The 26,053-nt window shown below is 54.6% G+C and carries 18 protein-coding genes and 5 pseudogenes; 13 read left to right on the top strand and 10 right to left on the bottom strand.

Features of this window, described 5'->3' with window-relative positions; translation table 11 throughout:
- The first annotated feature begins 10 nt into the window (after positions 1 to 10).
- Positions 11 to 1,333: a sodium ion-translocating decarboxylase subunit beta gene (locus RVM24_RS07740; RefSeq protein WP_061332704.1), complete on the top strand. Its 1,323-nt coding sequence runs from the start codon at positions 11 to 13 to the stop codon at positions 1,331 to 1,333.
- A 258-nt stretch (positions 1,334 to 1,591) separates the two neighbouring features.
- Here RVM24_RS07740 and RVM24_RS07735 read toward each other — a convergent pair whose 3' ends face one another.
- Genes RVM24_RS07735 through imuA form a run of 3 tightly spaced genes read right to left on the bottom strand, consistent with a single transcriptional unit; the run spans position 1,592 to position 6,821 of the window.
- Positions 1,592 to 4,708: an error-prone DNA polymerase gene (locus RVM24_RS07735; protein WP_374787841.1), complete on the bottom strand. Its 3,117-nt coding sequence runs from the start codon at positions 4,706 to 4,708 to the stop codon at positions 1,592 to 1,594.
- Positions 4,708 to 6,126, bottom strand: coding sequence for a Y-family DNA polymerase (locus RVM24_RS07730; protein ID WP_431475212.1), 1,419 nt, complete (start codon positions 6,124 to 6,126; stop codon positions 4,708 to 4,710). Before RVM24_RS07730 ends, RVM24_RS07735 begins: the two co-directional genes overlap by 1 nt.
- Before the next feature lie 5 nt (positions 6,127 to 6,131).
- Entirely contained in the window at positions 6,132 to 6,821 is a 690-nt protein-coding gene (imuA, locus tag RVM24_RS07725) for a translesion DNA synthesis-associated protein ImuA (RefSeq protein ID WP_061332707.1), read from the bottom strand.
- Positions 6,822 to 6,947: 126 nt separating this feature from the next.
- Between imuA and RVM24_RS07720 the strand changes: the two genes are divergently transcribed.
- Positions 6,948 to 7,283, top strand: coding sequence for a 4a-hydroxytetrahydrobiopterin dehydratase (locus RVM24_RS07720; protein ID WP_061332708.1), 336 nt, complete (start codon positions 6,948 to 6,950; stop codon positions 7,281 to 7,283).
- Here the strand turns inward: RVM24_RS07720 and RVM24_RS07715 are convergent.
- Together RVM24_RS07715 and RVM24_RS07710 are read right to left on the bottom strand one after the other, a co-directional pair.
- A pseudogene (locus tag RVM24_RS07715) lies at positions 7,280 to 7,480 on the bottom strand (tyrosine-type recombinase/integrase); the annotation flags it as partial. The gene RVM24_RS07720 and the pseudogene RVM24_RS07715 overlap by 4 nt on opposite strands.
- 24 nt (positions 7,481 to 7,504) lie before the next feature.
- A pseudogene (locus RVM24_RS07710) lies at positions 7,505 to 7,783 on the bottom strand (site-specific integrase); the annotation flags it as partial.
- Positions 7,784 to 8,147: 364 nt separating this feature from the next.
- Here RVM24_RS07710 and RVM24_RS07705 point away from each other — a divergent pair.
- From RVM24_RS07705 to RVM24_RS07685, 5 genes are all read left to right on the top strand, one after another.
- A complete protein-coding gene (locus RVM24_RS07705; RefSeq protein ID WP_431475211.1) occupies positions 8,148 to 8,756 on the top strand; it encodes a hypothetical protein in 609 nt (202 codons plus the stop codon).
- A gap of 99 nt (positions 8,757 to 8,855) precedes the next feature.
- Positions 8,856 to 9,236 carry a hypothetical protein gene (locus tag RVM24_RS07700; RefSeq protein ID WP_431475210.1) on the top strand — a complete coding sequence of 127 codons (381 nt, stop codon included), beginning with the start codon at positions 8,856 to 8,858 and terminating at the stop codon, positions 9,234 to 9,236.
- 83 nt (positions 9,237 to 9,319) lie between these two features.
- Positions 9,320 to 9,718, top strand: coding sequence for a hypothetical protein (locus RVM24_RS07695; RefSeq protein WP_431475209.1), 399 nt, complete (start codon positions 9,320 to 9,322; stop codon positions 9,716 to 9,718).
- A gap of 371 nt (positions 9,719 to 10,089) precedes the next feature.
- Positions 10,090 to 13,701, top strand: coding sequence for an ATP-binding protein (locus RVM24_RS07690; RefSeq protein ID WP_286250320.1), 3,612 nt, complete (start codon positions 10,090 to 10,092; stop codon positions 13,699 to 13,701).
- 600 nt (positions 13,702 to 14,301) lie between these two features.
- On the top strand, positions 14,302 to 15,873 hold the full coding sequence (locus RVM24_RS07685) for a transposase (RefSeq protein ID WP_431474885.1): 1,572 nt from the start codon (positions 14,302 to 14,304) through the stop codon (positions 15,871 to 15,873).
- Positions 15,874 to 16,081: 208 nt separating this feature from the next.
- Here the strand turns inward: RVM24_RS07685 and RVM24_RS07680 are convergent.
- From RVM24_RS07680 to RVM24_RS07660, 5 genes and pseudogenes are all read right to left on the bottom strand, one after another.
- Positions 16,082 to 17,244, bottom strand: a protein-coding gene (locus RVM24_RS07680; RefSeq protein WP_431475208.1) for an IS3 family transposase whose coding sequence is annotated in 2 segments (ribosomal slippage) — positions 16,082 to 16,989 and positions 16,989 to 17,244 — 1,164 coding nt in all. Because the reading frame shifts where the segments join, the coding sequence is not laid out codon by codon here.
- Between the two features lie 838 nt (positions 17,245 to 18,082).
- Positions 18,083 to 18,505: pseudogene (locus tag RVM24_RS07675) on the bottom strand (transposase); the annotation flags it as partial.
- A gap of 76 nt (positions 18,506 to 18,581) precedes the next feature.
- Positions 18,582 to 19,337 carry an IS21-like element helper ATPase IstB gene (gene istB, locus RVM24_RS07670; protein WP_374813366.1) on the bottom strand — a complete coding sequence of 252 codons (756 nt, stop codon included), beginning with the start codon at positions 19,335 to 19,337 and terminating at the stop codon, positions 18,582 to 18,584.
- Positions 19,334 to 20,800, bottom strand: coding sequence for an IS21 family transposase (gene istA / locus RVM24_RS07665; protein ID WP_374787886.1), 1,467 nt, complete (start codon positions 20,798 to 20,800; stop codon positions 19,334 to 19,336). The genes istB and istA overlap by 4 nt, the downstream gene beginning before the upstream one ends.
- 134 nt (positions 20,801 to 20,934) lie before the next feature.
- A pseudogene (locus RVM24_RS07660) lies at positions 20,935 to 21,546 on the bottom strand (IS110 family transposase); the annotation flags it as partial.
- Positions 21,547 to 21,682: 136 nt separating this feature from the next.
- Between RVM24_RS07660 and RVM24_RS07655 the strand changes: the two are divergent.
- The 6 genes and pseudogenes from RVM24_RS07655 (at position 21,683) to RVM24_RS07630 (ending at position 26,034) form a co-directional block, all read left to right on the top strand.
- The gene (locus RVM24_RS07655; RefSeq protein WP_431474407.1) at positions 21,683 to 22,066 is read left to right on the top strand and encodes a hypothetical protein; all 384 of its coding nucleotides are present in this window, start codon (positions 21,683 to 21,685) and stop codon (positions 22,064 to 22,066) included.
- A gap of 100 nt (positions 22,067 to 22,166) precedes the next feature.
- Positions 22,167 to 22,475, top strand: coding sequence for a hypothetical protein (locus tag RVM24_RS07650; RefSeq protein ID WP_431475207.1), 309 nt, complete (start codon positions 22,167 to 22,169; stop codon positions 22,473 to 22,475).
- 112 nt (positions 22,476 to 22,587) lie between these two features.
- Positions 22,588 to 22,998 carry an immunity 70 family protein gene (locus RVM24_RS07645; protein WP_061334055.1) on the top strand — a complete coding sequence of 137 codons (411 nt, stop codon included), beginning with the start codon at positions 22,588 to 22,590 and terminating at the stop codon, positions 22,996 to 22,998.
- A 125-nt stretch (positions 22,999 to 23,123) separates the two neighbouring features.
- Positions 23,124 to 23,387 (top strand): glyoxalase, encoded by a 264-nt coding sequence (locus RVM24_RS07640; protein ID WP_431475206.1) that lies wholly within the window; start codon positions 23,124 to 23,126, stop codon positions 23,385 to 23,387.
- Between the two features lie 65 nt (positions 23,388 to 23,452).
- A protein-coding gene (locus RVM24_RS07635; RefSeq protein WP_431475205.1) for an IS3 family transposase occupies positions 23,453 to 24,585 on the top strand; the annotation gives its coding sequence in 2 pieces (ribosomal slippage) (positions 23,453 to 23,723 and positions 23,723 to 24,585; 1,134 coding nt in all).
- Positions 24,586 to 24,842: 257 nt separating this feature from the next.
- A pseudogene (locus RVM24_RS07630) lies at positions 24,843 to 26,034 on the top strand (IS3 family transposase).
- Positions 26,035 to 26,053: the final 19 nt, after the last annotated feature.

Here is a 26,053-nt window from a genome sequence, read left to right as displayed (position 1 = left end):
CCAGCATTCCATGGAAAAGTTACTGACGTTGTGGACAGGTAGTGGCCTGTTCAACATAGAGCCGGGCCAGGTGGTGATGATCATCGTTGGCCTTGTGCTTCTCTATCTTGCGATCAACAAGAAGTTTGAGCCATTGCTTCTGGTACCCATTGGGTTCGGTGGCATTCTGGCGAATATTCCGGAGGCAGGGCTTGCCCTGTCTGCGGCCGAGAACGCCATCCATTTCGCGAAGCCGGAAGTGTATGCGGCATTGGCGAGCACACTAGATGTAGCCTATCAGGCTGGCCAGACAGTTACCCCTGAGGTAAAGGCGGCCTTCAAGGAAGCCTATGAGTCGGCTGGCTACGGCACGGTGAGTGCTGCGGATTCCATCGCTCAAAGCCTTGGTTACAGCCACGGGATGCTGCACAGCTTCTACATGGTGATTATCGGTTCTACCATTGGCCCGCTGCTGATCTTCATGGGCGTTGGCGCGATGACCGATTTTGGCCCCTTGCTGGCTAACCCCAAGACGCTGCTGCTTGGTGCCGCCGCTCAGTTCGGTATCTTCGGTACCGTGATTGGTGCGGCGCTGCTGGACTGGACCGGTGTTCTTGAGTTCACCATTCGTGAAGCAGCGGCCATCGGTATTATCGGTGGTGCGGATGGCCCGACGTCGATCTACGTATCAAGCGTTCTGGCTCCGCATCTGCTGGGTGCTATCGCGGTCTCTGCCTACGCCTACATGGCGTTGGTGCCGATGATCCAGCCGCCGATCATGAAGGCGCTGACCACCCAGAAAGAGCGCGCCATCAAGATGTCGCAGCTGCGCCCGGTGAGCAAGAAAGAGAAGATCATCTTCCCGATCGTGGTACTGATCGCGGTGGTTCTGTTCCTGCCGGATGCGGCTCCGCTGCTGGGTATGTTCTGCTTCGGTAACCTGATGCGTGAGTGTGGCGTGGTCGAGCGTTTGAGCGACACGGCCCAGAACGCGCTGATCAACATTGTGACCATCTTCCTGGGGCTGTCTGTTGGCGCCAAGCTGGTGGCGGACAAGTTCCTGGATGGCCAGACTCTGGGTATCCTGGTGCTGGGCATGGTGGCCTTCGCGGTTGGTACCGCTGCCGGTATCTTGATGGCCAAGTTGATGAATAAGGTGACCAAGGAAGCGATCAACCCGTTGATTGGTTCTGCCGGGGTGTCTGCGGTGCCGATGGCGGCGCGGGTGTCCAACAAGGTTGGCCTGGAGGCGAACCCGCAGAACTTCCTGCTGATGCACGCGATGGGCCCGAATGTGGCTGGTGTTATCGGCTCTGCGGTTGCAGCGGGTGTGATGATCAAACTGCTTGGCTGATTGTTGTTCGCTGCTGTATTGAGAGAACCCTGCTTCGGCGGGGTTTTCTTTTTTGTAGCCTGCTAGTTTGGTGCTGGCAGCAGGGTGGCAGGGCTTTCCAAAAAACGCTCCTTCGGCACATCCATGTGGCGCTTGGGCTCCGCCATCCATGGCTCCGCACATTTTTGGAAAGCCCCGCCACCCTGCTGCTTCTGAGCTCCGAGTTGTCAGCCTTAAGAGTGCGGAAAAGTTTGCATTGTGGTGGTCGTTCCCAGCTGTTCAGTGAAAATCTCTGGAACTGACCGGTAACGCGTTAATCAGATGGCTCAGGTCAGACAGCTTTCCGGCCATGATATGAACGATATCTCCCTCCTTTTCGATAATCCCCTTTACGTGTAACAACCGGGCGGTGAGTAACGGTTTTCGTTGGCGGCGGGCGGTGTCTAGCCAGACGACGACGTTGATGTTGCCGGTTTCGTCTTCGAGGGTGACGAAGGTGACGCCAGAGGCGGTGCCGGGGCGTTGGCGGCCGGTGACGAGGCCGGCGACTTGTACGGGGATGCCGGGGCGGGTGGTTTTGAGTTGGTCGGCGGTGAGGCAGTAGCGCAGGTGGCCTTGTTCGCGGAGCAGGGCGAGGGGGTGCCTTTGTAGGGTTAAGCCCTGGCTGCTGTAGTCGGCCAGTACGTTCTGGCCTTCGGTGGGTTCGGGGAGCAGGTGGCAGGGCTCCGGGGTGTAATCGGCCATGGTTTCGTTGGCGAAGAGTCCTGCCGGTTCTTCGTGTTCGAGTAACTGCCAGTAAGCCTGGTGGCGGTTGCTGGTGAAGCCGGGCATGGCGTTGGCGCCGGCGAGGAGTTCCATGTCGCGCTGGTTGAGGCCCGCGCGGGTGCGCAGCTCGGCGACGCTTTGGTAGCCGCTTACGGGGCGGTTCTGCTGAATGCGTTCGGCACCGCTGGAGGACAGGCCCTGTATGATTCTGAGGCCGAGGCGCAGGTGTTTTTCCTTGCCTTGCAGGGTGTGTTCCCAGGCGCTGTGATTCACATCCGGTGGCAGCACGGTTACCTGGTGGCGCTGGGCATCCTGTACCAACTGGCTGGGGGAGTAGAACCCCATGGGCTGGCTGTTGAGTAGGGCGCAGTAGAAGGCGGCCGGGTGGTGGCGTTTGATCCAGGCGGAGACGTACACCTGCAAGGCGAAGCTGGCGGCGTGGGATTCCGGGAAGCCGTAGCCGCCGAAACCGCAGATTTGCTGGTATAAGCGTTCGGCGAAGTCCGGATCGTGGCCCCGTTCCAGCATGCCGCTGATCAGTTTGTCCCGGAACGGGGTGAGGTCGCCGTGGGATTTCCAGGCGGCCATGGCGCGGCGCAACTTGTCGGCTTCGCCGGCGCTGAAGCCTGCCGCCACCATGGCCAGTTTGATGACCTGTTCCTGGAAGATCGGCACACCCAGGGTACGTTCCAGTACCTGGCGGACGGCGTCGTTCGGGTAGTCCACCGCTTCCAGGCCGTGTTTTCGGCGCAGGTAAGGGTGCACCATGTCGCCCTGAATAGGGCCGGGGCGGACGATGGCCACTTCAATCACCAGGTCATACCAGGTTTCCGGTTTCAGACGCGGGAGCATGTTGATCTGGGCCCGGGATTCCACCTGGAACACGCCGATGCTGTCGCCTTTTTGTAGCATGACGTAGGTGGCCGGATCTTCCTGGGGCACATCCTGGATGGTGAAGGTTTGGCCCTTTTCCTCGCTGATTAAGGCCAGCGCCTTGCGGATGGCGGTGAGCATGCCCAGGGCCAGTACATCCACCTTCATCAATCCCAGGCTTTCCAGGTCGTCTTTGTCCCACTGGATCACGGTGCGGCCTTCCATGGCAGCATTTTCTACCGGCACCAGTTCAGCCAATGGCCCGGCACTGATCACAAACCCGCCCACATGCTGGGACAGGTGCCGGGGGAAGCCCAGTATTGTGTTGACCAGGGTAAAGAACTGGTCTGCCACTTTCGGGTTTCGGGTGAGCCCTTTATCCAGAATTTGCTGGCGCCAGTTGGTGGCCTTGTCGCGCCAGTCGATGCCATCGAGCAGCTTTTCCACCAGTGCGGCGTCGAACCCCAGGGCCTTGCCGACATCGCGGATGGCGCTGCGGGGGCGATAGCGGATAACCGTTGCCGCCAGTGCCGCCCGTTCCCGGCCATAACGTTGATAGATGTACTGGATGACTTCTTCCCGCCGTTGGTGCTCAAAATCCACATCGATATCCGGTGGCTCGTCCCGGTCTTTCGAGATGAAACGTTCGAACAGCAGCTCCACCTTGGCGGGGTTCACTTCGGTGATGCCCAGGCAGTAACAGACGGCCGAGTTGGCGGCCGATCCTCGCCCCTGGCACAAGATACCGCGGCTGCGAGCAAAGGCCACGATGTCGTGGATGGTGAGGAAGTAATGCTCGTAGTTGAGCTCCGAGATCAAACCCAGCTCTTTGTGGATTAATGCCTGCACCTTCATGGGCGTGCCCCTGGGGTAGCGGCGGCGTTCGCCGTCCCGGGTCAGGCGTTTTAGGTAGGCCGCCGGGGTTTCGCCCTTCGGTACAAGGTCAGGCGGGTATTCATAGCGCAGGCTGCCGGGCTCGAAACGGCAGCTGTTGGCAATGTTGACGGTTTCCTGAAGCCAGGCCTGGGGGAACAGGCGTTGCAGTACCGGGAGCGGACGCAGGTAACGCTCGCCGTTCTGGAACAGGCAGTGGCCAGCGTTTTCGACCGTGGAGTGATGGCGCAGTGCCGTGAGTACATCTTGCAGGGGCTGGCGCTCCCTGGCGTGCATGTGTACTTCGCCGGTTGCGGCAATGGCAAGTTTGAGCTGATCGGCCAGCTTGCGTACACGAGCCAGCTGTTGCTCTTCGCCCGCTTCCAGGGTGCGGGTAGCGCCAATGCGCAGGCGTTGCTCAAACAACCGTTGCAACCATTCGCCACAAACCTCGGCTTGCTCGTAGCTGGCAGCCGACGATGCCGGTGGTAGCCACAGGCAGAGGCAGTTATCCAGCTCTTGGGTTTCGATATCCCGGGTAAACAGCTGATATTGGCCTTTCTCTGCCCGGCGCCGGCCGGTGGTGATCAACTGGCACAGCTGGCCGTAGCCCTTGCGGGACTGGGCCAGCAGTATAAAGCTGGGAGCTGCACCACCGGGGGGCGCATCTTCCAGTTCAAACCAGCTACCGGTAATCAGCTTTACCGGGCTGCCTTTCAGGGCAGCCCAGGCTCTGGGAATGCCGGCAACGGAGCAGGCATCGGTGATGGCGATAGCGTTGTAGCCCAGCTCCAGGGCACGCTCGGCCAGCTCGTGGGGGTGTGAGGCCCCGGTCAGGAAGGTGAAATTGCTGAAGCAGAATAACTCTGCGTAGCCGGTAGCCATCAGCCAAACCATCCGTGTATGAACCAGCCACCCTGAACATCCCGGAACACCCAGGCCAGTTCGCCGCCCGGCAACTGGGCGATGTAGTAATCCCGGTGAACCCGCTGGCCATCCCACCAGCCACTGCTGATGCGCTCCGGGCCGGAATGCCAGGTTTCCGGGGGCTGAGCCAGAGGCCGGGGAGCCTTCAGGAGCCACAAGGGACGCCGTGGCAGTGTCACTGAAGCCTGTGGCCGGAGTTTACCGGGTTTGCCCGGATTGTTGGCAGACCAGGCACATTCGGGCCGGTGATCAGCCCTGGCCGCAAGCCGTTTCAGGGACTGTTCGCCCAGGCGAGCTTGCAGGCGGCTGATCAGTGTGTGCCAGGCTTCGTCCAGGTCTTCCGTTTCGCCCAACAGGTCCCGGCCTAACGGGGCTTCCCGGCCGGTGAAGCGTTTGACTGCCAGAATCAGGCCGGTGACCGGTGCGCTCAAGGGGGGTTGGTCCAGCTTCAGGCGTATCAGTTTCAGAAACATCTCGGCCCGGTGTTCCGGCCCGGTAGTGCGAATGCGTAAACGGGTGGCTTGCTGATGCCGGTGCTGCAGAATCAGTAACAGGGTATCCGTGTCTTGCTGGCGCCAGCACAGGTCTTCCTCCAGTTCTGACAGAATCCGCTGTAGTGAGAACAGCAGCCCCTCGGTGTGCTCCACTTCGTGAATGAAGTCGGCTTTTTGCCGGAAACTGTGGGGTGGTTGCCAGGGGGCTTTTGGGTCTGGCCGGGTGCCCTGGATTTTCTGGACCATGGCCAGCAGTTCTGGTGACAGTCGCCGGGCCAGCTCTGTGGGGGGCAGGGCAAACACCTCTGCCAGGGTGTTCAGCCCCAGGCGTTGTAAGCGGGTGCAGGACTTTTCATCAAACCCTGCGGCCGGCAAGGGCAGGCTTCCCACCGATGTAAGAATGTGGTGTTTGTCTGCCGTGCATTCCCCTTTGCCGGCCCGGGCCAGTAACTGTGCGGCCAGGGGCGTATGGCCAATGGCGACCCAGGCGGTCAGTTTACGTTCGGCCAGCGCCTGCTCCACGGTTTGCCAGATAGAAGGCAAGCCGCCATACAGTTTCTGCAGGCTGCTGACTTCTGCCCAGATACCGTCTGGCGGTGAGAGGGTAATGTGTGCTGCATAGCGGTATAGCCAGCGCGCCTGGTCTTCCAAAAGCCAGGCTTCCTGCCTGGCTTCGGTACGCATGATGCTCAGTTCTGGTGCCAGGCCCAGGGCAGTCTTCAGGCGCATACCGGCTTCAATACCAAGATCCCTGGCGTTTGGGCAGGCCTGAACCACGGTATGCCCGGCGCCATCCACAATCGCCAGGGCTCCTGTGGATGGCTGATTCCGGTGGATGTGGTCCAGCAGCAAATGCGGGAAGTGCAGGTAAAGCCAGAGCATGCAGCTTACCCTTGCGAACGGGGCCACGGCCCCTGAACCACACGGGATGAATCCTGAGTGGTGATGTCTGCCCGGTGCCCTAACGCCAGGGAACAACGCTGGCCAGGCCAGCTGCCACGGCGTTTGATGATATTTACTTTGAGGTCCTGGTGATCCCCTGGCACCAGTTCCAGGCGCAAAGCCGCAGGTGAGTTTTGATCCGCCTGCCGGCGGCTACGGAACAGCACACACACATTGCCGCCGGCTTCTGATGCCAGCTGTAGCCGCCGGATATCCCGGCTGGCAAGCTTGCCAGGCCAGGCGAGCACCAGCCCGGTTACCGGTGAGCGCAGGCAGTTCTCAAGTGTCCACAGGAAATCGCCCTGATCGTCTGTGTTGATCACCACCAGATGGTCCAGATTCACGCCTTCCCGGGCCAGGGCAGGGGCATAGGGCGTGTGTGGCGGGTTCAGCCAGAAAACGGTCTTGCCCTGCTCAGACAAGCGCTGCATTAATGGCAAAACAAGGTGCAACTCACCAATGCCGAGGGCATCCAGCAGGCATTCGCTCAACGCGCCCCGGGGCCAACCAAGGCCACCCAGTTGATTGTCCAGAACCTGATAGCCTGTCGGCTCTGCTGGCTGCGTAGTTTTTCTGTGCTTGTGGCCCTGCCATACGCGGGCATCCTGCAGAAGACTGCTGAGAAGGTCACTCATGGGGAAATCTCTGAACACTGTTTATATATACAGTATTATTGTGGGGGCGGAATTTCAACTACCCACTTGATAAAACCGCTCACGCCACCCACGCTGGACACAGTAACTAGGAGAGGAGAAACAGCCATGACAAAACTGAGCCAACACGCCTGTGAAGCCTGCCGTTCAGACGCACCGAAAGTGACCGGCCAGGAGAAGCAGGAACTGCTGAGCGTGATCCCAGACTGGGAAGATGTGATGGTAGACGGCGAGGAACAGCTACGCAGGGTCTTCACCTTCAAGAACTTCGTGGAAGCGCAAGCCTTCACCAACAAAGTGGCGGACCTGGCCGAAGCCGAAAACCATCACCCCGCGATTCTGCTGGAGTGGGGCAAAGCCACCGTGCGCTGGTGGACTCACAAAATCGGCGGTTTGCACAAAAATGATTTCATTATGGCCGCCAGAACAGACGAGCTTTATTAAAAGGCCTCGTCCACCGGGCTGCGCACACCAAAGCCGCCTTTACGGACAACATGGGTGTAGATTTCGGTGGTACGGACATCGGAATGGCCGAGTAGCTTCTGGATGGTGCGAATGTCGTAGCCTGCTTCCAGAAGCCGCGTAGCAAAACTGTGCCTGAAGGTGTGGATCCCGGCGGGCTTGTGAATACTGGCTGCCTCATACTGAAGCTCTTCCAAGGGTGTACCCAGAAACTCCCGGTACAGGAAAATCAGGGCATTCAGTGCGACTCGCTGGGTAGCCACGCTGACATTTGCCTGCGATGCCAGATGTGACAAAAATGCCTCTACCTCCGCAGCGCCCATCGTTCCCGGGTGTTTTCGGCCATGGAACCGGATAAAGCGTTTAATCCAGAAAACGTAGGTTATCTCGGTTTTATAGGCCAGGCCCCGTAGCCGGATAAAGTTCCTGAGTTGATCAAGAAAACGGGTAGATTGCGGTGAAATAGGGATGCGGATATCCATATCCTGAACTCTCTCTTTGCCTGTATGGATATACAGTATATTGGTGTGGAAATTTGTCAATCCCTGATAGAGGCTGTAGTTATACGAACGCGTTCGCAAAACTCCGGAAAAATGGATAGGAAATGTTTGTAACCTTCTGATATGGTTAGAAACTAGGATTTTCAGGGGTGGAGTTATACGCCCCTATGTAGGGGCTGGGGTGGCTCGAAAGAGGGCGTGTAACTCCGGCGGTAGCCGTTGTAAAATGCTTTTATCCTTTTGTTTTTGAAAGAAAAAGCATGAAATTTTGGGTGCATTTTGGGTGGAGTTATACGAACGCACGACCATTAAATGCTTCAGTGTTAGCCCTAAAGGAAGCACCGCGATGATCTCGGCAGTGGAAATTGAGCAGCGTAGGACATCAGACCAGTTGAGAGCATTCGTGAAAGAAGTTCGCGAACGAGTTGAGTCATGCCCAGAAGAGTTGCGACGCGCTCAGGGCGGCGAAGGTCGCTACAGAGAATTTATCAACGAGGTCTGGCCGCTCTCACAATTCGCTCACTTACTTTATCCGCCTGAGACGCTATTTCTTCCGGTGCTTGGAAACCAAGGTTATGACGTTGAAGTTTTCGACGGCGAGGGTGAGCCCCTGGATAAAATTGAAATCGCTAAACCGCATGATGGCCAGGCTAACGCAGAAAATAACCGTCTCCTGAAAGAGCGGGGGTTCGGTCATATTCGGGTTTGTGATTTTGGGAGCCAGTTGGACGCACTGAAACCTTGGATTGCTAGTACTGCAGAAAACAAAGCACTCAAGGACTACAGTGATTGTACTCTTGTACTTGTGGCGTCAACTGATCCACCGTTCGATGAAGAGCTGCCAAACTTAGAACAACAGTGTGTCGAATTCGCGTACAGATTGAAGCAAATGGCCTATCGCGCAAAGCGCGCGTTCTTGGCTGTTCCATCGCTAGATAAGTGCTTTGAAATTTAGGGCTAACCAGGCGGTTAACCGGACGCCAAAAGCGTACCGCTTTTGGTTCCCTCCGCTGGCGCTCCGGCGCCAGTTACCTCAGCGTTATGAGAGGGTCAAATGAAGTCGTTCAAAGATTTTCTGAAAGAAAAGGACGGGACAATGAGACTAATGGATCTTTTTGAGCACAAGACATATAAGAACATACCTGGAACTAAGTGCTCATATCGGGAAGATCCCGCAAACACGAACACGATGACACAAAAACACGCCCACACATATGCAAAGCCTAAAGGCAGGGGAAGGCAACTGTATTCAGTCAACCTAGATGGTTCAGGTCATGACGGATCTAGTGGCACAGAAATACCGAGAGCACACGCTGATTATTTTCGTGCCAAAGGATATGAAATCGATACTTCAAATATCCTAGAAAGCCTCGACTTACTTAAACTGAAGCCTGAGGATTTCGAACTGATTACACTGCTGGAACAAGACACATAACCAATGAATCATGCCGACCGTTTTCCGCTGACGCTCCAAGCGGCGGCTTATTCAAGGCGTTATGCAAAGACGAGGAGTCAGTCATGTTATCTATGATAGAGAAGCTGATTAATGAGCATGGCTCATCAGCAATTCTCAAGGAGAGGCTGGAGCTCATAAATGACAAGTATGAAGCTCTTGAGGAAAAGCTCGAAAACTCGGAAAAAGAGAACGAGCTTCTTCGTCAGGAGCTGGAGCTTATGAAGGCTCAAGTTAATACACAGAAAATTGAGCAGGCGTATATAGAATACAAGGGTGTGAAATTTAAACGTAAACCTTCTGGCGGATTTGAAGATTCACCATATTGCTTGAAGTGTAGTGGCGGTATGTTTGCTCTGGAGGACTTCATGCCTTTTGTTTGCGGTTCATGCGGTAGCACTGCTGGCTTCAAAGGGAGTCAGCTCAAGTCCGTTCTTGGTGAAGTCGAGAGGGAGTATGCATAACAAGCGGCTGTTGTCGCCCCTTCGGGGCTGGGACGGCCTTTCCGCCGCTGCGCGGCTACAAGTCCGCCCCAAAGCCGGGCGTTAGCGACCGGTATGGGCCACTTCCTGCAATGCTGGTAATGGAAGCAGCTTCGCGCACAGAGCGGACGTTAGAAGGGGCGGGACGGACTCGCTATCGATCCGAAATGGTGATTCGACGGTCACTGGTATCAGCGATCTGAGTGGTTCAATATGAAACCTTAGGTTCAATCGGACGTCCAAATCCAAACATAGAATTTAAATAAGCAAGAGTGCCCAGGCAAAAGTGGGCTGATTTAAGTCAGCCTTTCGTGCATTTTCGTTTCTTGAAGGTTAGGTTAGTTCAGCATCGTATGATAAAGACCATCACCTCACTAACACGCTGGCTTGCCAATAGCCTCTATAGCATCGTGTCTTGGCTGGAAAGCAAAGACCGCTCCGCCGACATGCAATCGAAGTTCGTGGACCTCGCGCCAACTGATGAGGCAGACAAGGCTGGCGTATATTCCGAAGCGATTTTGTTTGCGACGAACAATGCGAAGGTCTCCAACATTGCCCTAACGGGTCCCTATGGGTCGGGAAAGAGCAGCATCATCCAATCCTTCTTGAAGAAGTATCGGCGGCCTGCGCTTCATATTTCTCTTGCTGCGTTCGTTCCCGAGGCCGATTCCGGGGGCGAGAAGGTGAGCCGTCAAGAGATTGAGAGAAGCATCCTGCAGCAGATGCTGTATGGTGCTGACGCAAACAAGCTTCCGCTATCGCGGTTCAAAAGAATTCAGTCGCCCGGTGTTTGGTCGATTTTTAAATCTCTTTACATAATGCTTGGAATTCTCGCGCTTTGGTACGTGTTTCATCAGCGAGAAGACATCATCAGCGGCCCCTTTTTCGTTCCGCTCGCGCTCAGCAATTGGCTCAACCTGGGGACCTTCGTGCTCGCGGCAACATTCCTCTGGGTGACACTGCATCATTTTTATGTCGCGAGCTTCGGTCTGTCACTCAAGAGCATCTCGTTGAAGGACGTTGAGATAAAGCCTGCACATGATGACCAGGCGTCCATATTGAACCGTCACCTAGACGAAATAGTCTACTTCTTCCAATCAACCGATTACGACCTTGTAGTCATTGAGGATATAGATCGATTTGAAAATGCCGAAATTTTCGTCACACTGCGCGAAATTAATAGCCTCGTGAACGAGAACGCAGGCGTGAAACGCACCATCAGATTCCTCTACGCCCTGCGCGACGACATGTTTGTCAACACCGATCGAACCAAGTTCTTCGAATTCATCATTCCCGTCATACCGATCATCAACACATCGAATTCGATCGACATGGTATTGGAGCAGGGAAGGAGACTTGAGCTCGACGGCCGCCTTGATCGGCAGTTTCTGAGAGAGGTCTCACGATACCTGAACGACCTGAGGTTGATTCAGAACATCTTTAATGAATACGCCATTTATGTGGCTAATTTGGAAACTGATGGAGAGAATCTGCTCGACGCCAACAAGCTCCTCGCGATCCTGATCTATAAAAACGTCTATCCAAGGGACTTTGAGCAACTGCACCGCGGCGCGGGGACTCTCGCTGAAATATTGAACCGCCAAGACGAGCTCATTGGGCATGGTGAGGCCACGTATAGGACCGAGATCGCGGAACTCGAAAAGCGGCTTGAAGTCGCCGAGCGACAGACGCCTTCGGACCTGAGAGAGTTGCGGCAAATCTACGCTATGGCTCTGATTGAGAAGCTTCCAGCGAATGTTAACAGCGTTCGTATTGATGGGTCACAATGGATCCCCCTTCCACAGTTGGTCAGCCACGATGCGTTTGAGCAACTTATAGAGGCTTCCCGTCTTATCGGCCGCAACATCAATGGTCAACAACATCAGGTCGATGTTTCCAAATTGCAAAGCGAGGTGGACTCCCAGAAATCCTACCAGCAACGCAAGGAGGAGATCGAAAGCAAGGCGGCTGATAATAAGAACAAGAGCTTGCGCCAAATACGCGACCTAAGATCAAAGATCGCAGCGCTTCGCACGACTAAGCTCAACGAGCTGTTGCGTTTGAACGCCGACCACGTGCAGGATCTTTTCGGGAACTTCGGGGAAAACGGAGAGCTTGCCCGTTTTCTGATTCTGGAAGGCCATCTCGACGATACCTACTACCAATACACTTCACTCTTTCACTCAGGCCGTTTGTCGCCCAATGACAATAAGTTTCTGATCCAGATACGGGCATTCGTCACGCCTGAGCCGGGTTTTCCGATCGACAATCCGAAAGAGGTCATCGCAGCGATGCGAGATGAAGACTTCCGGCAAAGCTATGTCTTGAACGTCAAGCTTGTCGATAGTCTCCTGGGTGACCGGAGCAGTTACCTCGACCAAACGCAGAAGCTTTTCGAGTTTCTCTCGTCCGAATTCGAGAGCTGCGAGGACTTTTTCGATGCCTATTACACCAGCGGCCGCGATGTTGTAGGACTTCTTTCGGGACTAGTCAAAGCTTGGAAAAGTCTAGTCCCAACTGTCATTGCCAGCCCTAACAATATCTCCCACGTCACCCAACTGGTCTCGAACCTACCGGAAACCTCGCTCAAAACGCTCGCAAGGGATTTTGATGAGTTACCGGAATTTGTTTCGGCGAACCTTCCAGAGATTCTGGTGAATTCACCCGAACTAGAACCGGAACGCCTTGCATGTCTCGACTTTGAGATCAAAGATCTGGCTGCAATCAAAGAACACTCTGAAATTGTACGCGTCATGTTCGAGGAGGGGCTTTTCGAACTCACGATCCCGAACCTGGAGTACGTCTACCAAGCGATTTTGGGAGAGAACGATCTCGAGCCACTACGCGAGCGGAACTTCACGGCCATACGTTCGACGAATAACACAACCTTGATGAAGCGGGTCGAACGCGATTTCGACCGCTACTTTATCGATGTACTTTTGGAGCTTGAAGAAAATTCTAAAGAGGATGCGCCTGCTATTCTTGCCGTGGTTCGCCACGATACGCTTGATGAGGATGATCTTCGGGAGTTTCTTGAACGGCAGACGACCCTGCTGCCAACTCTAGAAGATGTGCCCGAGAGATTGCACGCAATGCTGTTCAAGCTAAATGTGATCGAACCAACTTGGGTGAACTGTCTTGATTTTATGGAAGGTGAAGGGTTCGAAGCAGATAGCCTGGTTGGCTATCTTGATCGGGATGTTGTCCGTGCGGCTATCCTGAAATACCCCATACCAAGTGACTCAGATTCACTGCAGCTGCGTCAATTCCTCGTCGGGGCAGGCTCGCTGTCTCATGCCGCCTACAGAGAATATGCTCACGCCCTGCCGAACTCGTTCAAAAAGCCACCCGAAGGACTCGAGCCAGCCAAGCTTCGAATCCTGATAGATGAAGGAAAAATCACATTCACTAAGGAGAGTCTCGACGCGCTCACTGACAATAGGGACTTGCAGGTACTATTTGTCGCGGCCAATATCGACACATATTTGGCGGACCCAGACAGCTTTGCGCTGGACGAAGATTTCTTGGAAGATCTTCTTCGATCTGAAATTGATCATGCAGCCAAACTCCGGATAGTTGAGTTGATGGACCTTGGAGCACTCGTAAATTTACCCAACAGAGCAGCACTTATTGGTCCAATCATTCAAAATACCGACGTCGAAATTTTCGACCTTGATGTCGGTATAGTACGATCTTTAATTGAGCATTCTAGACCTATAGAGACGCAAATCTCACTTCTAAATAAATGTCATGCTCATTTAAATGATAATGAAGTGCGTCAAGTCTTGGCCAATCTACCGCGACCGTTTTCCGAAATAAAAACTGGGTATATGGCGCCGAAACTGAAGAACAGTTCCGAGAATATAGAGTTGGTTAGGTGGCTTGACTCAAGAAACATTATTTCGTCATGGAGTGAGAGTAAATTATTCAATAATGATATAAAAGTGAATCTCTATAGACGCTGATAAGCGGCTTCCAAAATTCCGCACTGTCTCGGCGTCGGCGTTACCCCGCCTGGAGCGCCACACACCGAACGACCGCTTCGGGCCAACTCTTGCAATGCTGGTAATTGAAGCGGCTTGGCGGACAGAGCAACAGTATATGTTGCCCCTTACTACTGACAGCTCGGGAGAAAATGGTCCAAGATCAAGCCATTATGGAATGGCCGTTGCGATATGATACGCAGGGTAAGGCAGAAAACGCGCAGGCTCAGTATTAAAATGTTAGCTCTCTAGGAGTTCTTAGTGGATACAAATGAAGGAAGAGTATACTTCGCCCTTGATAGTGATGACTTTGATCTTGACGACGAAGTAACGGAATTTCTCGGAATTGAACTAATATCAATCAAAGCAGTATAATTTTTAGTCGAAATTAGAGTGTTTTTTATATTGATAAATATAATCACTAAAGCCAAAGAGCTAACAAATGGCTTCTGTCGGACTGGTAAAAGCTCCGGCTTCGCCTCCACTTTTCCCAGCCGCAGAGCCGAGCGTTGAGGCTGTAGAAAAACCCCGAAATCACCCTGTGTTTTGATAGGATCAGGCAAACGGACAAGGAGTGGTCAGATGCCCCGCTTCAAGCACTACAACTACGACCAGGACACCATGGTCGTCATCAACTACCAGGAACAGCTCCAGCCCGGCACCTTTGAACACGCGGTGCACTACCTGATCGAGCACAAGCTGGACCTGGCGGTGTTTCATCCCAAGTACCGCAACGAAGACACTGGCCGGCTGGCCTACGATCCGGCCATCCTGCTGAAGATCATCCTGTTTGCCTACTCCAAGGGCATCACCTCCAGTCGCGAAATGCAGTGGTGTTGCGAGACCAACATCCTCTTCAAAGCCCTCTCCTGCGATACCGTTCCGCATTTCACGACCCTGGCCAAGTTTGTCAGCAGCCACGCCGATGAGATCGAAGCGCTGTTCGAACAAGTTCTGCTGGTGTGCCACGAAGAAGGTCTGTTGGGTAACGAGCTGTTTGCCATCGACGGCTGCAAAATGTCCTCCAACGCGGCCAAGGAATGGTCCGGCACCTTTAAAGAGCTGGGCGAGAAGCGGGAGAAACTGCGACGACTGATCCGTCATCACCTCAGGGCGCATTACGAGCGGGACGAGGCAGACACCGAGGCCGAACTGGACCGCGACATCCGCCGAGCGAAGACCATTCTGTCGTTGGATGAGGCCGCTAAAAAGATTGATCGTTTCCTAAAGACGAGCCGCCCACGGATGGGCCGGGGGAAACGGAGCAAGGAAGTGAAGAGCAACGTCACCGATAACGAAAGCGCCAAGATGACCACCAGCAAAGGCACGATCCAGGGCTACAATGGGGTCGCCACGGTGGATAAGAAACACCAAATCATCATCGACGCCCAGGCCTTTGGCGAAGGCCAGGAACATCATACCCTGCAACCGGTACTGGAAACCGTCGAAGCCCGTTTCAAGAAACTGGGTATCGCTGACAACATCTACCAGTCTGGTGCTATTGTCACTGCCGACACCGGCTTCGCCAACGAGGCCAACATGCAGTACCTGCATGACCGTCAGATCAACGGCTTTGTGCCAGACAACCAGTTCCGCAGCCGGGACCCGAAGTTCACAAACCAGAAAGACAAGTACGGCAAGCGGCATCAAAACCTGCCGGACAAAGGTTGGAAAGACATCATTCCGGCCAGTGAATTCCAGTTCGATCCCGTGAACCTGATCTGCGTCTGCCCAACTGGCGAAGAGCTTACCTATCGGGGTCAAAGGGAAGCCGAGAATGGCAAGGTCCGAGTGCACTTCGAAGGTCGATTGCTGCAATGTCGCCACTGCCCCAAGAAGCACCAATGCATGCAGAACCCTGCATCCGCCAACCACCGAAATGGGTCTGGCCGACAGGTGTCGTTCACCATTGAGAACAAGCGTCTGCCGAACTACACGGACTGGATGAAGCACCGGGTCGACAGCCAACAGGGCAAAGAGATATACAGCCACCGAATGTCGGTGGTGGAGCCGGTGTTCGGCAACATCGGTACGAACAAGCGGCTGAATCGCTTCAGCTTGCGAGGCAAGAAGAAGGTGCAAGGCCAATGGCAGCTATACTGCCTCGTACACAATATTGAGAAGTTGGCGAATTACGGGCGGTTAGCAGCGTGATGTCGGGATCAGGCGGTTACAAATGTGTCTGCTGGATGTCAGCTATACCGGCACTGACACCGTCAAAAGGGCTGAAACTCATGGCTGAACATCGGAACGATGATAATCGGCTAACTGATGGCCGCTAAGAAAATTTTAGGAACCAGGTGCTGGGGAAGGCTCGGAATCGGGTTTTTCTACAGCCTCGTTAACTGTCAAAATGTAGTGGTCAACTAATCCCGGACAGTATTTTAAGATTTTCCTCAGCTGCAACAGGCGAAATGCCGCCGTTGAATGCGTGAGGCCGCTGCCGGTTGTAGTAGTCCATCAGATAGCCACCAACATCTCTTTTTGCCTCAGGCAGATTTCGATAACCCAGGGCCGGTATCCACTCAGATTTCAGGCTTCGGAACAGTCGCTCCATCGGAGCGTTGTCCCAGCAGTTGCCACGCCGGCTCATGCTTTGTGTCATTCGATAGCGCCAGAGCCTCTGACGGAACTTGCGACTGGCGTACTGACTGCCCTGATCCGAGTGGAACATGACTTTCTCTGGCTGACCACGCTGTTCCCAGGCGTGATCCAGAGCTTTTACAACCAGGTCCGCATCCGGACTGGATGACATTGCCCAGCCAACAACTCGCCGGGCATATAGGTCCAGCACCACAGCCAGATAGCTCCATCGCTGGCCGCTCCAGATGTAGGTGATGTCACCACACCAGACTTGGTTAGGCCGTTCTACTGCAAACTCCCGGTCCAGATGGTTCGGGATATCTGGTCGTTCAACGGTAGCCTGCTTGTAGGCATGAGGGCCTGGCTGCTTACAGATCAGCCCCAACTCGCTCATCAGTCGTCGAACTTTAAAGCGACCAACGACAACGCCTTCCTCGCGGAGCAAGCCTTTGATTGTACGACTGCCGGCAGAGCTGCGGCTCTTGGTAAACAGGCGGTTTACCTGAGCCCTCAGGGCCAGGCGCTCCACATCTACACGGTTCCGCCGTTGGCGGTACTCGTAATAGCTGGAACGACTGATATCAAACGCTTCACAGACCAGTTCAATTGGCTCCTGCTCCCCCAACCGGTCTATCAGCGCGTACGATTCATCTCGTCCGACATCAAGAGAGCTGTAGCCTTTTTTAATATTTCTTTCTCTCGCTCCAGGCGATTGCAACGGGCTTCCAGCTCCTGAATACGTCGCTGCTCCGGGGTTAACGCCTTGCCTTTCGGAGTGACGCCCTTACGCTCGTCCGTCAGTTGTTGAACCCAACGCCGAACAGCGCTTTCACCAATTCCCAGAGACACGCTGGCCTGCGGAATCGTGTAACCTTGATCCAGCACCAAGCTGGCTGCTTCCTGTTTGAACTCAGGAGAAAAAGAACGTCGCTTTCTGGTCATCAGACACCTCGTTTATGGTGGCGATCTTACCACCTACGTTGGTGTCCGGAATCATTGAACCACTACAAAAGGAATATGCCATTTACAAGGAGTTTGAAAATCCGCTTCCGCCTAAATTCGGCCGAATGTTTGTTGGCAACGATGCGAAATTGAACCAGGGGCCGCCGAGACCAAATGACACCGTGACGATTCGGGCGGGAGATTCCACAGACTTCTATATCCTTGTCGAAGAATGCGCCCCGATCTCGTTAGCGGTGAACTAGTGGGTATTGGCCCAGATCCCAGATGGGAATACCAAGGCTGGTCCCACGGAGACAAGATAAAGGTTCCAGAGTCAGCAGTTACGGCGATAATTCGGGCAGATTAATCAGTTAACCCATATGAGCCTTCTCGGAATCAATAGGCAATAGTGATTTTTTTGGCCGCGCCAGCGGCCAACCTAAATCCATGAGCGAGAACGCCTGCTTCGTCAGTCTCGCGGGGCTGTCAGGCACTCACAGCAAACACATATAGGGGCTCTCTTACGTGGCTTTAGACCACGGCCTGACCGGTCGTTCCATCGGTGGGTCAGGGGCACCAGACATTCATCGGTTAACCGGTCACTGGCACTATTCAAACGACGGGCTGCATGGCTCCAGTTAGTTTCAGGCTCAGGACCGGTGTAAGCGCACTGGCTCATGGTATTAAGGCACGCCCACGGGGTGGCTAATCAAAGCGACTGGCTTCAACGGCGGTGATAGAAGGCCGGTTCGGTATCGGGTACCAGTCAGCGGACACCCGGCTTTCGGTCATCATCCTGTTTGATCCAGTTAGACGTCATGCTCACCCCGTGGCGTGACTAACCCTTCAGGAATCGTTGTTCATCGAACACCCTCTGATGCTTGAGCATGAAGTAGGCAGCCCGGCCCAGCTTGTGGGCCAGCGCGGACAGCGCCTTGGGTTTGCTCATTCGTTTCTGGAGTTTCTGTAGATAGCGCTGGGCCTTGTCATTACCCCGCAGGTACAGCACGGCGGCCTCCGAGAATGCCCACTTCAGATGGGCGTTGCCAATCTTGTTGCCCTGGGTGCCGTAGACCTTGCCGGCAGACTCGGCTTTGCACTTGATGAGCCGGGCGTAAGAAGCAAATTTCTGGACCGATTCGAAGCGTTGAACATCGCCGACTTCGTAGAGAATGGTCAGCGCCAGGATGCGCCCCACACCGGGAATGGTCCTCAGCACACTCAGGGAAGCGGGATCATGTTGTTTGGCTTGCCGTTCCAGGTGTTCTTCCAGCTTGCTGTCTGGCGTCAACTATCTTGTCCGGTCCGCGACAACTATGATGGCCGGTTGGGTGGTCTTACTTTTTGCTCTTTGAAGCTTGCTTAAGCTGTTGCTGTCGTCGGTAGCTTTCCCCCTCTAATTCGATAATTGTCGCGTGGTGTATCAGGCGGTCTACGGCGGCTACGGTCATCATGTTATCCGGGAAGATTTGATCCCATTCGCTGAATGGCTGGTTGGCGGTGACGATCAGGCTGCCACTCTCATAGCGGTGGGCGATGAACTCGAACAGAACCTGGGTTTCTGCATCCGTTTTTTTCACGTAGCCAATATCGTCAATGATGATGACCCGGTACTTGTCCAGTCGTGTCATGGCGGTCATCAGATCAAGATCGCGCTTAGCCTGCTGCAAGTGCTGAACCAGGGCGATGGCCGGGAACAGCTTGCAGCGCACCCCCTGTTCGGTGAGTTGATGGCCCAGGGCATTGGCGATGTGGGTTTTGCCGGTGCCACTGGGGCCGATCAACAGCACATTGTCGGCATGGTGTGCCCAGTCACTGTCTTGTTGCAGCTTGGCCAGTGCCGCGTTGCAGGGGCGGCTAAAGCCGCTCTGATCCAACGCCGAGAAGGTTTTGTTGGCCGCAAGCTTTGCCTCCCGTAGCCATTTCTGGGTACGACGCTGGTAGCGGTCTGAGAGTTCGTACTCACACAGGGCGGCCAGGTAATCCGGGTGTGACCAGTTCTTTTCAACGGCTGTTTCCCAGAGCGATTGATAGTGACGGTGGAAGGCCGGCAGGCGGAGTTCTTTAAGCAGTAAGGCGACGGAGTCGGTCATATCGACGCCTCCTGGCTGCGGATCGAAGACAGCAAGTCGTCATAACTGACCAGGGTGTGTTGACTTGAAGCCGAGAATTCGAGGTCGGGATTACCGCCAAGGTAGCGTGACTGGATCTCGGTAATTGACGCGAACCGGCCGGCCCGGGCTTCTATCAACAGGTCTTCCCCCAGTGATTGCTCGTCATCGTATTCGAAGGCCAGCCGCAGTGTTGTCACGATCCACTTGCAGGCTTCACGGGGTTCAAGATGCTCATCCGCGAGTTGCCAGAGTTCGCGGTAGTTGTCGTCCGGCAGCAGGTCATCACGCAGCTGAGAGTAACGGAAAGCCTGTGGCTTGGAGGCCAGCGAGCAGATCACGTGCCGGTAATTGACGCTGCGGGCACGGTTCTCGCCAGGCTTGGGGTAAACACGCACCAGGGTCAATGCAGGCTGCTGACCAACGAACAGCACCAGCTTGTCGTGATGCAGCCTGACTTGTATCGATTCGCCAATCAGGCGCGATGGCACCGTGTAGACAACGCGGCGGACTTCGATCGTTGAGCTGCGCGTCACCTTGAGATGGAGGGTCTGATACTCGGCGGCTGTAAACTCCGGCAGTGGCTGCAAGGCGGCCTGCTCTTCAACCACACGTGCTCGGTTGCGCCGATTGAGTTTGTCGACAGCACAATCGATAAACGCCTGATACTGTTCGACACTCTCGAAGTCATTGTGGCCGCGCAGTAACAGCTGTTGTGCCAGGCGTTTCTTGAGCGAGCCATTGGCACACTCCACGACACCGTTCTCATGGGACTGCCCCAGATTATTCCGGGTGGGCGTCATGCGGTAATGCTGGCACAGCTCGCTGTAAGCGTCAGTCCACACGTTCTGCCGGTTATTGCGTGCCGCACTCAGGCTATCCGTGCGGTGCTCAACAGGGCTGCCACCCGCTTGCTGTAGGGCTCGCTGCAATCCCGTCGCCAGAGCCGCATAACTCTCACCGCCCTGAACCACGGTGACCGAGCGCCAGCCACTGTAGGCCAGTCGAAATTGATAGAGCAGGTGTGGAAAGGCCTTGGACTGAATCGTAATCGGGTTATCGGGGTGGGTAAAATCAGAGAATCCCTGCTGTGCGACAACGGCCTGTTGGCGAAAAATGACCTCTCGCTCCGGCCCATGCAGTGCTCGCCATTGCTTCACCCGGCGTTGCAGTGTGCGCAAAATGGTCTGGTCGTAGTGCTCAGGATACTGCTCTTGCAAGTAATCAAGCAGGGTTGTTCCGGTCAAATCCGGCTTGGCTTCTAGCAAGGGGAGCAACTCTGTCTCCCAAACGGCTTCCAGTGGATCTTCTCGGGTGCGCCACTGCCGCTCGGTGTTAACGCGGGGTTTTTGTGTTGACGTCTCGATGCGTCGTCCGGATCGAACGGAAATGCCCGCCTTGGCGGCAGCCACTTCCTGGCTTGCGCCATTTTGTCGGTGCTGCATGAACAGCTCCTCTTGTCGGTTGGTTATGTGTTGGCCTGGCACCCATTGCTCCACCATGGAAAACAAGGGGCCAATTGTTACACCCAACCGGCCAAGATAATTGTCGCTAACCGGTCATCCTAATTGTCGCCGAACAGCTTGCTGAGTTCCCGGTGATAGCATTCGATGATGGCCAGGTCGAGATCGATGTTGCGCTGAACATCCTGCCCGGCAAAGGCCGCCTGAACCTGTTCCCGGGCCCCCACATTCTTCAGGTTGACCTTGTTGGGCGGCAGGTTGTATTGGCTCGTGGTGTTGACCACATGGGCCTTGAGCATGGCTCCGTGCTGGACGATGCGGGTGCGTCGGCGCAGTAAATCCCGGGTTGCCCGCATCTCCTTGGGATAAACGTAGGCCAGGGGGAAATTGCCGCCCTTCATGAGCATGGCGATTTTGAAAGAATCGATACGGTCGTTCTTGGTTTTACCACCGTGAATGGCCTTCATATACAAGGCATGGCCCAGGATAAAGTGAATGCCGTGTTCTTCGCACAGGTCTGATATCCAGTACCAGCAGTGCATGCATTCGACACCGATCACCAGATCATCACGAAACGGTTCGAGCAGGGCCAGTAGCGGTTCTGGGCGCGCTTTGATTTCCTTGTGCAGAAGTACCTCGCCCTGTTGGTCGATGATGCAGACATACAGGCTGCGGGCATGCAGATCGATTCCACAATAATGGCGGTGGGTGCTATGGTAAAAGTTCATGAGTCTTCTCCCTTGTAGTGCTTGGTCGCCTTCCAGCTTAGCGGGTAACCGCTGGGCTGGGGAGAAGGCTCAATCAGTATCAAGTCAAGGCAGCGGACGCTGAACGCGCCGCTGCTTTCGGCGTTAAAGGTGGATCATGAAATTTGAGAAGTATCGAGATTTTTTTCAATGGATGACCTCTGGTGCAGCCGCGGCATCATTGGCTCTATTCGTGTTTGTTCCTTCGGTGAATACAAGCAGTGCTGGCTTAAAAATCTTTTCGGCGTGCCTTTTCCTGTTCGCCATGTTGACCTTGGTCGCGGCAACGGCAATCGGAAAGTTGATTGCGGATGCCAAGAAAGAGGATGAAAAAGCAGAGAGCATTCATTCCTTGGTTACTACTGCTGGGTTTACCTCATTTTTTATAGGTCTAACAACATTGGCTGTAAACATGAGTCTGTGGTTGGCTATCCCATTGATGCTTGGCCTGGTAATAGCCCTCGTAGCTTTTGGTAGAGCGCATAACTCTCTGCTTCACTAGCACCCTTTAACCAAGCCAGGCACGGCGACGCCTTTTTCGTTGCGGCTTCGCCTTCACTACAAAGCCGCGCATGCTGGCAGCGTTATGCACTAGGTGGGCAGTGAATCACTATATTGAGCTCGTCACTATTAATGGAGATTGGGAAGGCGGTCATCACGGTCAGTACCCCAAGGTGTTTTCCGTCAGCCCGGGAGAATCGAAACCGTTTGTCGTGACCGAAGGATCAGGCTGGGGGTTCGGAGGCTCAAGTTTCACGTTAGCAGAGCTGTTCGAGCAAGATGTGGCCTCCATATTTGATCGAGAGGAATCTTCGGAGCTTTTCCAACTCCTGTGGTCAGGTTATCAATCTGGTGTCAGTAGTGAGGCGCTGGCAAAAGAGTTAATGGAGCGGTATGGGAAACATGCATAACCATTCATTCCAGTTCGTTCCGGCCCTGACGGGCCTCCACCGGACGGCCTTTTCTTCGCTTCGCTACGCAAAGGCCGCCGCTGAATATTGGCGTTAGCCAATAGGAGAAGTCATGGCAGTAGGGATTACGGTAGGATCAATTACCGCTGAAATTGGTGCCGGAAGTTTTGTTCACTCATTTTTTTCTACAGTCACCATTCACTGTGAACCACATGGTTGGGGCAGTCGATACCCCCATTTAATGAACGAGCTTTATCAAGGCTATCTGCCCCACTCCCATGCAGCTGCAGCGCTCGAAGAGCTTCGTGACGCAAAGGCGGTGCTCGATAGGATTCCACCTTCAGATGTTGTGTGGGACATAGAAAACCGAGATGCTCAACCGCCATGGGGTACCAGCATATCCCCTGATATCACGAGTCTTGGTAATTACTTTGTCTCTAGCACTGGTCGGGATTTGTTTGCGTTACTAGAAGAGGTCTTGCAGTTATCAGTAGATAAGCAGAAGGACGCGAAACTTGGCTAACAAATCATTCAAGTTCGCTACCGGCCTCGCGGCCGTCCGCCGGACGCCTACTACGCTGCGCTACGAAGGCGCCGCTTAATATTCAGCGTTAGAGCTATTTGGCCCACAGCCTGCAGGAGGGAAATATGAAGGTAAAACGTATCGTTTCCAACATTGCGGCAGTCAGTCCCTCGGAAGCTGATAAGTTCTACTCCGCCATTTTTGGGCTAACGGTAGTGATGGATCACGGGTGGATCAGGACCTATAGCTCTGGCGAAGAAATGACCACACAGATAAGTGTCGCCTCCGAGGGAGGTTCCGGAACAGCCGTTCCTGATCTATCCATAGAGGTTGACTGTTTAGATGCAGCGCTGGAGAGGGTTAAGAGCGAAAACATCGGCATTGAGTGAAGTGGCCCCCAAATTTTGGACAGGTGCCTAAGCTCTGATTCATCATCTCCACAAGGAGGAGAATCATGAGCAAGAAACGCAAGCAATACAGCGCATCATTCAAGTCCAAAGTTGCTCTGGCCGCCCTCAAGGGTGACCAGACCACATCCGAAATTGCCGCCCGTTTCCAGATTCACCCCACCATGGTCAGTACCTGGAAGCGCGAGCTGCTGGAGAACGCTCCCGACCTCTTCGAAGGCAAGAGGAAGGCCGGCAAGCAATCCGATGAGCCCAGCACAGACGAGCTTTACCGGGAGATCGGCCGACTGACGGTGGAACGCGATTTTTTGTCGCGCAAGCTCGATCAGTAAGCCGTCAACAGCGGTTGGCGATGATCGAGCGTGGTCATCCCCAAGTCAGTCTTTCGCGCCAGTGCGAGCTGCTCAAGCTGAGCCGCTCATCGGTGTACTACGTCCCTCGTGAGCAATGTCAGGAGGATCTGGATCTGATGTACCTGATTGATCAGCAGCACCTGAAAACGCCGTATTATGGCTCTCGCAAGATGCGGGTCCACTTGCATCACCAGGGCTACCGCATCAACCGGAAGCGGGTGCAGCGGCTGATGCGCACCATGGGCATTCAGGCCGTGTACCCGCGACCAAGAACCAGTGTTCCGGGCGACGGGCACAAGGTGTACCCGTACCTGCTCAAGGGCTTGAAGATCGATCGTCCCAATCAGGTTTGGGCAACTGACATCAGCTACGTGCCGCTGGCGCGGGGCTTCATGTATCTGGTTGCCATCATCGACTGGTACAGCCGCAAGGTGCTGTCCTGGCGGATCTCCAACACCATGGACACAGACTTCTGCGTCGATGCCCTGGAGGAGGCTCTACAGCGCCATGGAACGCCGGAAATCTTCAACACCGATCAGGGCGTCCAGTTCACCAGCGAGGCCTTCACAAGCGTTCTCAAAGAGCATGGCATCCGAATCAGCATGGACGGCAAGGGCTGCTACCATGACAACATCTTCGTGGAACGGCTCTGGCGCAGCGTCAAACACGAGTGCGTCTACCTCACTGCCTTCGAGGATGGTCAACACTTGAAGCAGGCGCTCCACCGGTACTTCCGGCATTACAATCAGACCCGGTACCACCAAACCCTTGATTACCAAACGCCCGATGAGGTGTACTACGGGCAACCCATATCTCTGGCAGCCTGAGCCAGGGAAACAACCGGATCATAGCTTAGGGACACCATCAGGTTGTCCAACTGATTGGGTCCACCTCAGAGTACGGGCCGGTCACTGAGCCTTGGGGTGTTCGTCGGTTCTATATCCGTGATCCTTTCGGCAAACTCATTAATGTCTTACAGCATGAATAGCTATCGGACATGCTCTAACAAGACGCGTCACTCGGACGCTGGACTTCCCCCAGTTCAGTGGACACGCATCGATAACTCCGCAACAGGAGAAGAGCGATGCCAAAGATGCTCTCGGGGAAGAAGACCCAACGCTATAGTGTCGAGTTCAAAGTCAAAGCAGTGGAATGGAGCTACCAGGCGCACCGGAGCGTGAAAGGGGTAGCGGAAGCGCTGGATATTCACCCCTTCATGCTGTCACGCTGGCGAAAGGAATACAGAGAGGGAAAGTTCGCCATGAAACGGGTCAAGAAAGCTCCGGCGGGAGCCAAAGAGCTGATGAAGGAGCGGGATGAGATCAATCGCCTGAAACGCCGAGTATCAGAGCTTCAGGAGGAAAACGACATCCTAAAAAAGTTTCAACGTTTTCAGGCCGAGGAACGACGGAAGCGTTCAGATTCGTCTGGAAACACCGGGGAGAACATGGGGTAAAGGCTCTGTGTCGCCACCTGAGCATCTCCCGCTCTGGTTACTATGCCTGGGCAAGCCGGAAGCCCAGTCAGAGAGCCGCTGCGAATGCCGATTTGCTGTTGAAGGTCAGTAGAGTCTACAACGACAGCAAGGGGCGCTACGGCAGTCCCAGGGTGTATCAGGCGCTGCGCCGTGAAGGCGAAGTGGTTGGCGAGAATCGGGTTGCCCGGTTAATGCAGGAATGGGGTATGAAAGCTCGAGTCATGCGCGTATACCGCCGTATGACAAAGCTCAGAGAGGATTTAAAAGCCCTTCCAAATCATCGGCTAGATGCGGATAAGCCGGTTGCTGTAAATCAGCACTGGAGCAGCGATGTCACCTACATCAAGCTGGGAAAGAAGTATGTGTTCCTGGCGGTAGTGCTGGACCTCTACTCACGACGCATCATCAGTTGGCGATTGGGCGAAAACCTGAGTGCAGACTTTACTAAGGCAACCCTAAGGCAACCCTAAGGGAAGCTTTTATATCGCGAAAGCCAGCCCCCGATCTGTTGTTCCACACGGATCGTGGCATCGAATATCGCGCTCACAAGACCCAGGCGCTGCTGAATCAGCATCGGGTACGACACAGCATGAACCGACCTGGACAGTGCACGGATAATGCGGAGGTGGAGTCCTTCTTCAAGACGTTGAAGGGAGAATTGCTGCATGCCACCAGCTTCGTGACAATGCGGCAGTTACGGAAACATATATGTAACTATATTGAATGCTTTTATAACAGCCTACGGCTGCACAGTAGCCTTGGTTACCGGACTCCGATAGAGTTCGAGGGAATTAACTGATGGGGCGTGTCCATTTTAT

Source organism: Marinobacter sp. KM021, from assembly GCF_050707965.1.
In the GTDB taxonomy this organism is placed as follows: domain Bacteria; phylum Pseudomonadota; class Gammaproteobacteria; order Pseudomonadales; family Oleiphilaceae; genus Marinobacter; species Marinobacter shengliensis.
The sequence above is the reverse complement of the archived record's forward strand: the minus strand, read 5'-3'. Positions and strand labels throughout refer to the sequence as shown.

Excerpts from the sequence above, each read along its gene's own strand:
- RVM24_RS07740 (WP_061332704.1), top strand. The coding sequence starts at position 11 with ATGGAAAAGTTACTGACGTTGTGGACAGGTAGTGGCCTGTTCAACATA.
- RVM24_RS07735 (WP_374787841.1), bottom strand. The coding sequence starts at position 4,708 with ATGGCTACCGGCTACGCAGAGTTATTCTGCTTCAGCAATTTCACCTTC.
- RVM24_RS07730 (WP_431475212.1), bottom strand. The coding sequence starts at position 6,126 with ATGCTCTGGCTTTACCTGCACTTCCCGCATTTGCTGCTGGACCACATC.
- imuA (WP_061332707.1), bottom strand. The coding sequence starts at position 6,821 with ATGAGTGACCTTCTCAGCAGTCTTCTGCAGGATGCCCGCGTATGGCAG.
- RVM24_RS07720 (WP_061332708.1), top strand. The coding sequence starts at position 6,948 with ATGACAAAACTGAGCCAACACGCCTGTGAAGCCTGCCGTTCAGACGCA.
- RVM24_RS07705 (WP_431475211.1), top strand. The coding sequence starts at position 8,148 with ATGATCTCGGCAGTGGAAATTGAGCAGCGTAGGACATCAGACCAGTTG.
- RVM24_RS07700 (WP_431475210.1), top strand. The coding sequence starts at position 8,856 with ATGAAGTCGTTCAAAGATTTTCTGAAAGAAAAGGACGGGACAATGAGA.
- RVM24_RS07695 (WP_431475209.1), top strand. The coding sequence starts at position 9,320 with ATGTTATCTATGATAGAGAAGCTGATTAATGAGCATGGCTCATCAGCA.
- RVM24_RS07690 (WP_286250320.1), top strand. The coding sequence starts at position 10,090 with ATGATAAAGACCATCACCTCACTAACACGCTGGCTTGCCAATAGCCTC.
- RVM24_RS07685 (WP_431474885.1), top strand. The coding sequence starts at position 14,302 with ATGCCCCGCTTCAAGCACTACAACTACGACCAGGACACCATGGTCGTC.
- istB (WP_374813366.1), bottom strand. The coding sequence starts at position 19,337 with ATGACCGACTCCGTCGCCTTACTGCTTAAAGAACTCCGCCTGCCGGCC.
- istA (WP_374787886.1), bottom strand. The coding sequence starts at position 20,800 with ATGCAGCACCGACAAAATGGCGCAAGCCAGGAAGTGGCTGCCGCCAAG.
- RVM24_RS07655 (WP_431474407.1), top strand. The coding sequence starts at position 21,683 with ATGAAATTTGAGAAGTATCGAGATTTTTTTCAATGGATGACCTCTGGT.
- RVM24_RS07645 (WP_061334055.1), top strand. The coding sequence starts at position 22,588 with ATGGCAGTAGGGATTACGGTAGGATCAATTACCGCTGAAATTGGTGCC.
- RVM24_RS07640 (WP_431475206.1), top strand. The coding sequence starts at position 23,124 with ATGAAGGTAAAACGTATCGTTTCCAACATTGCGGCAGTCAGTCCCTCG.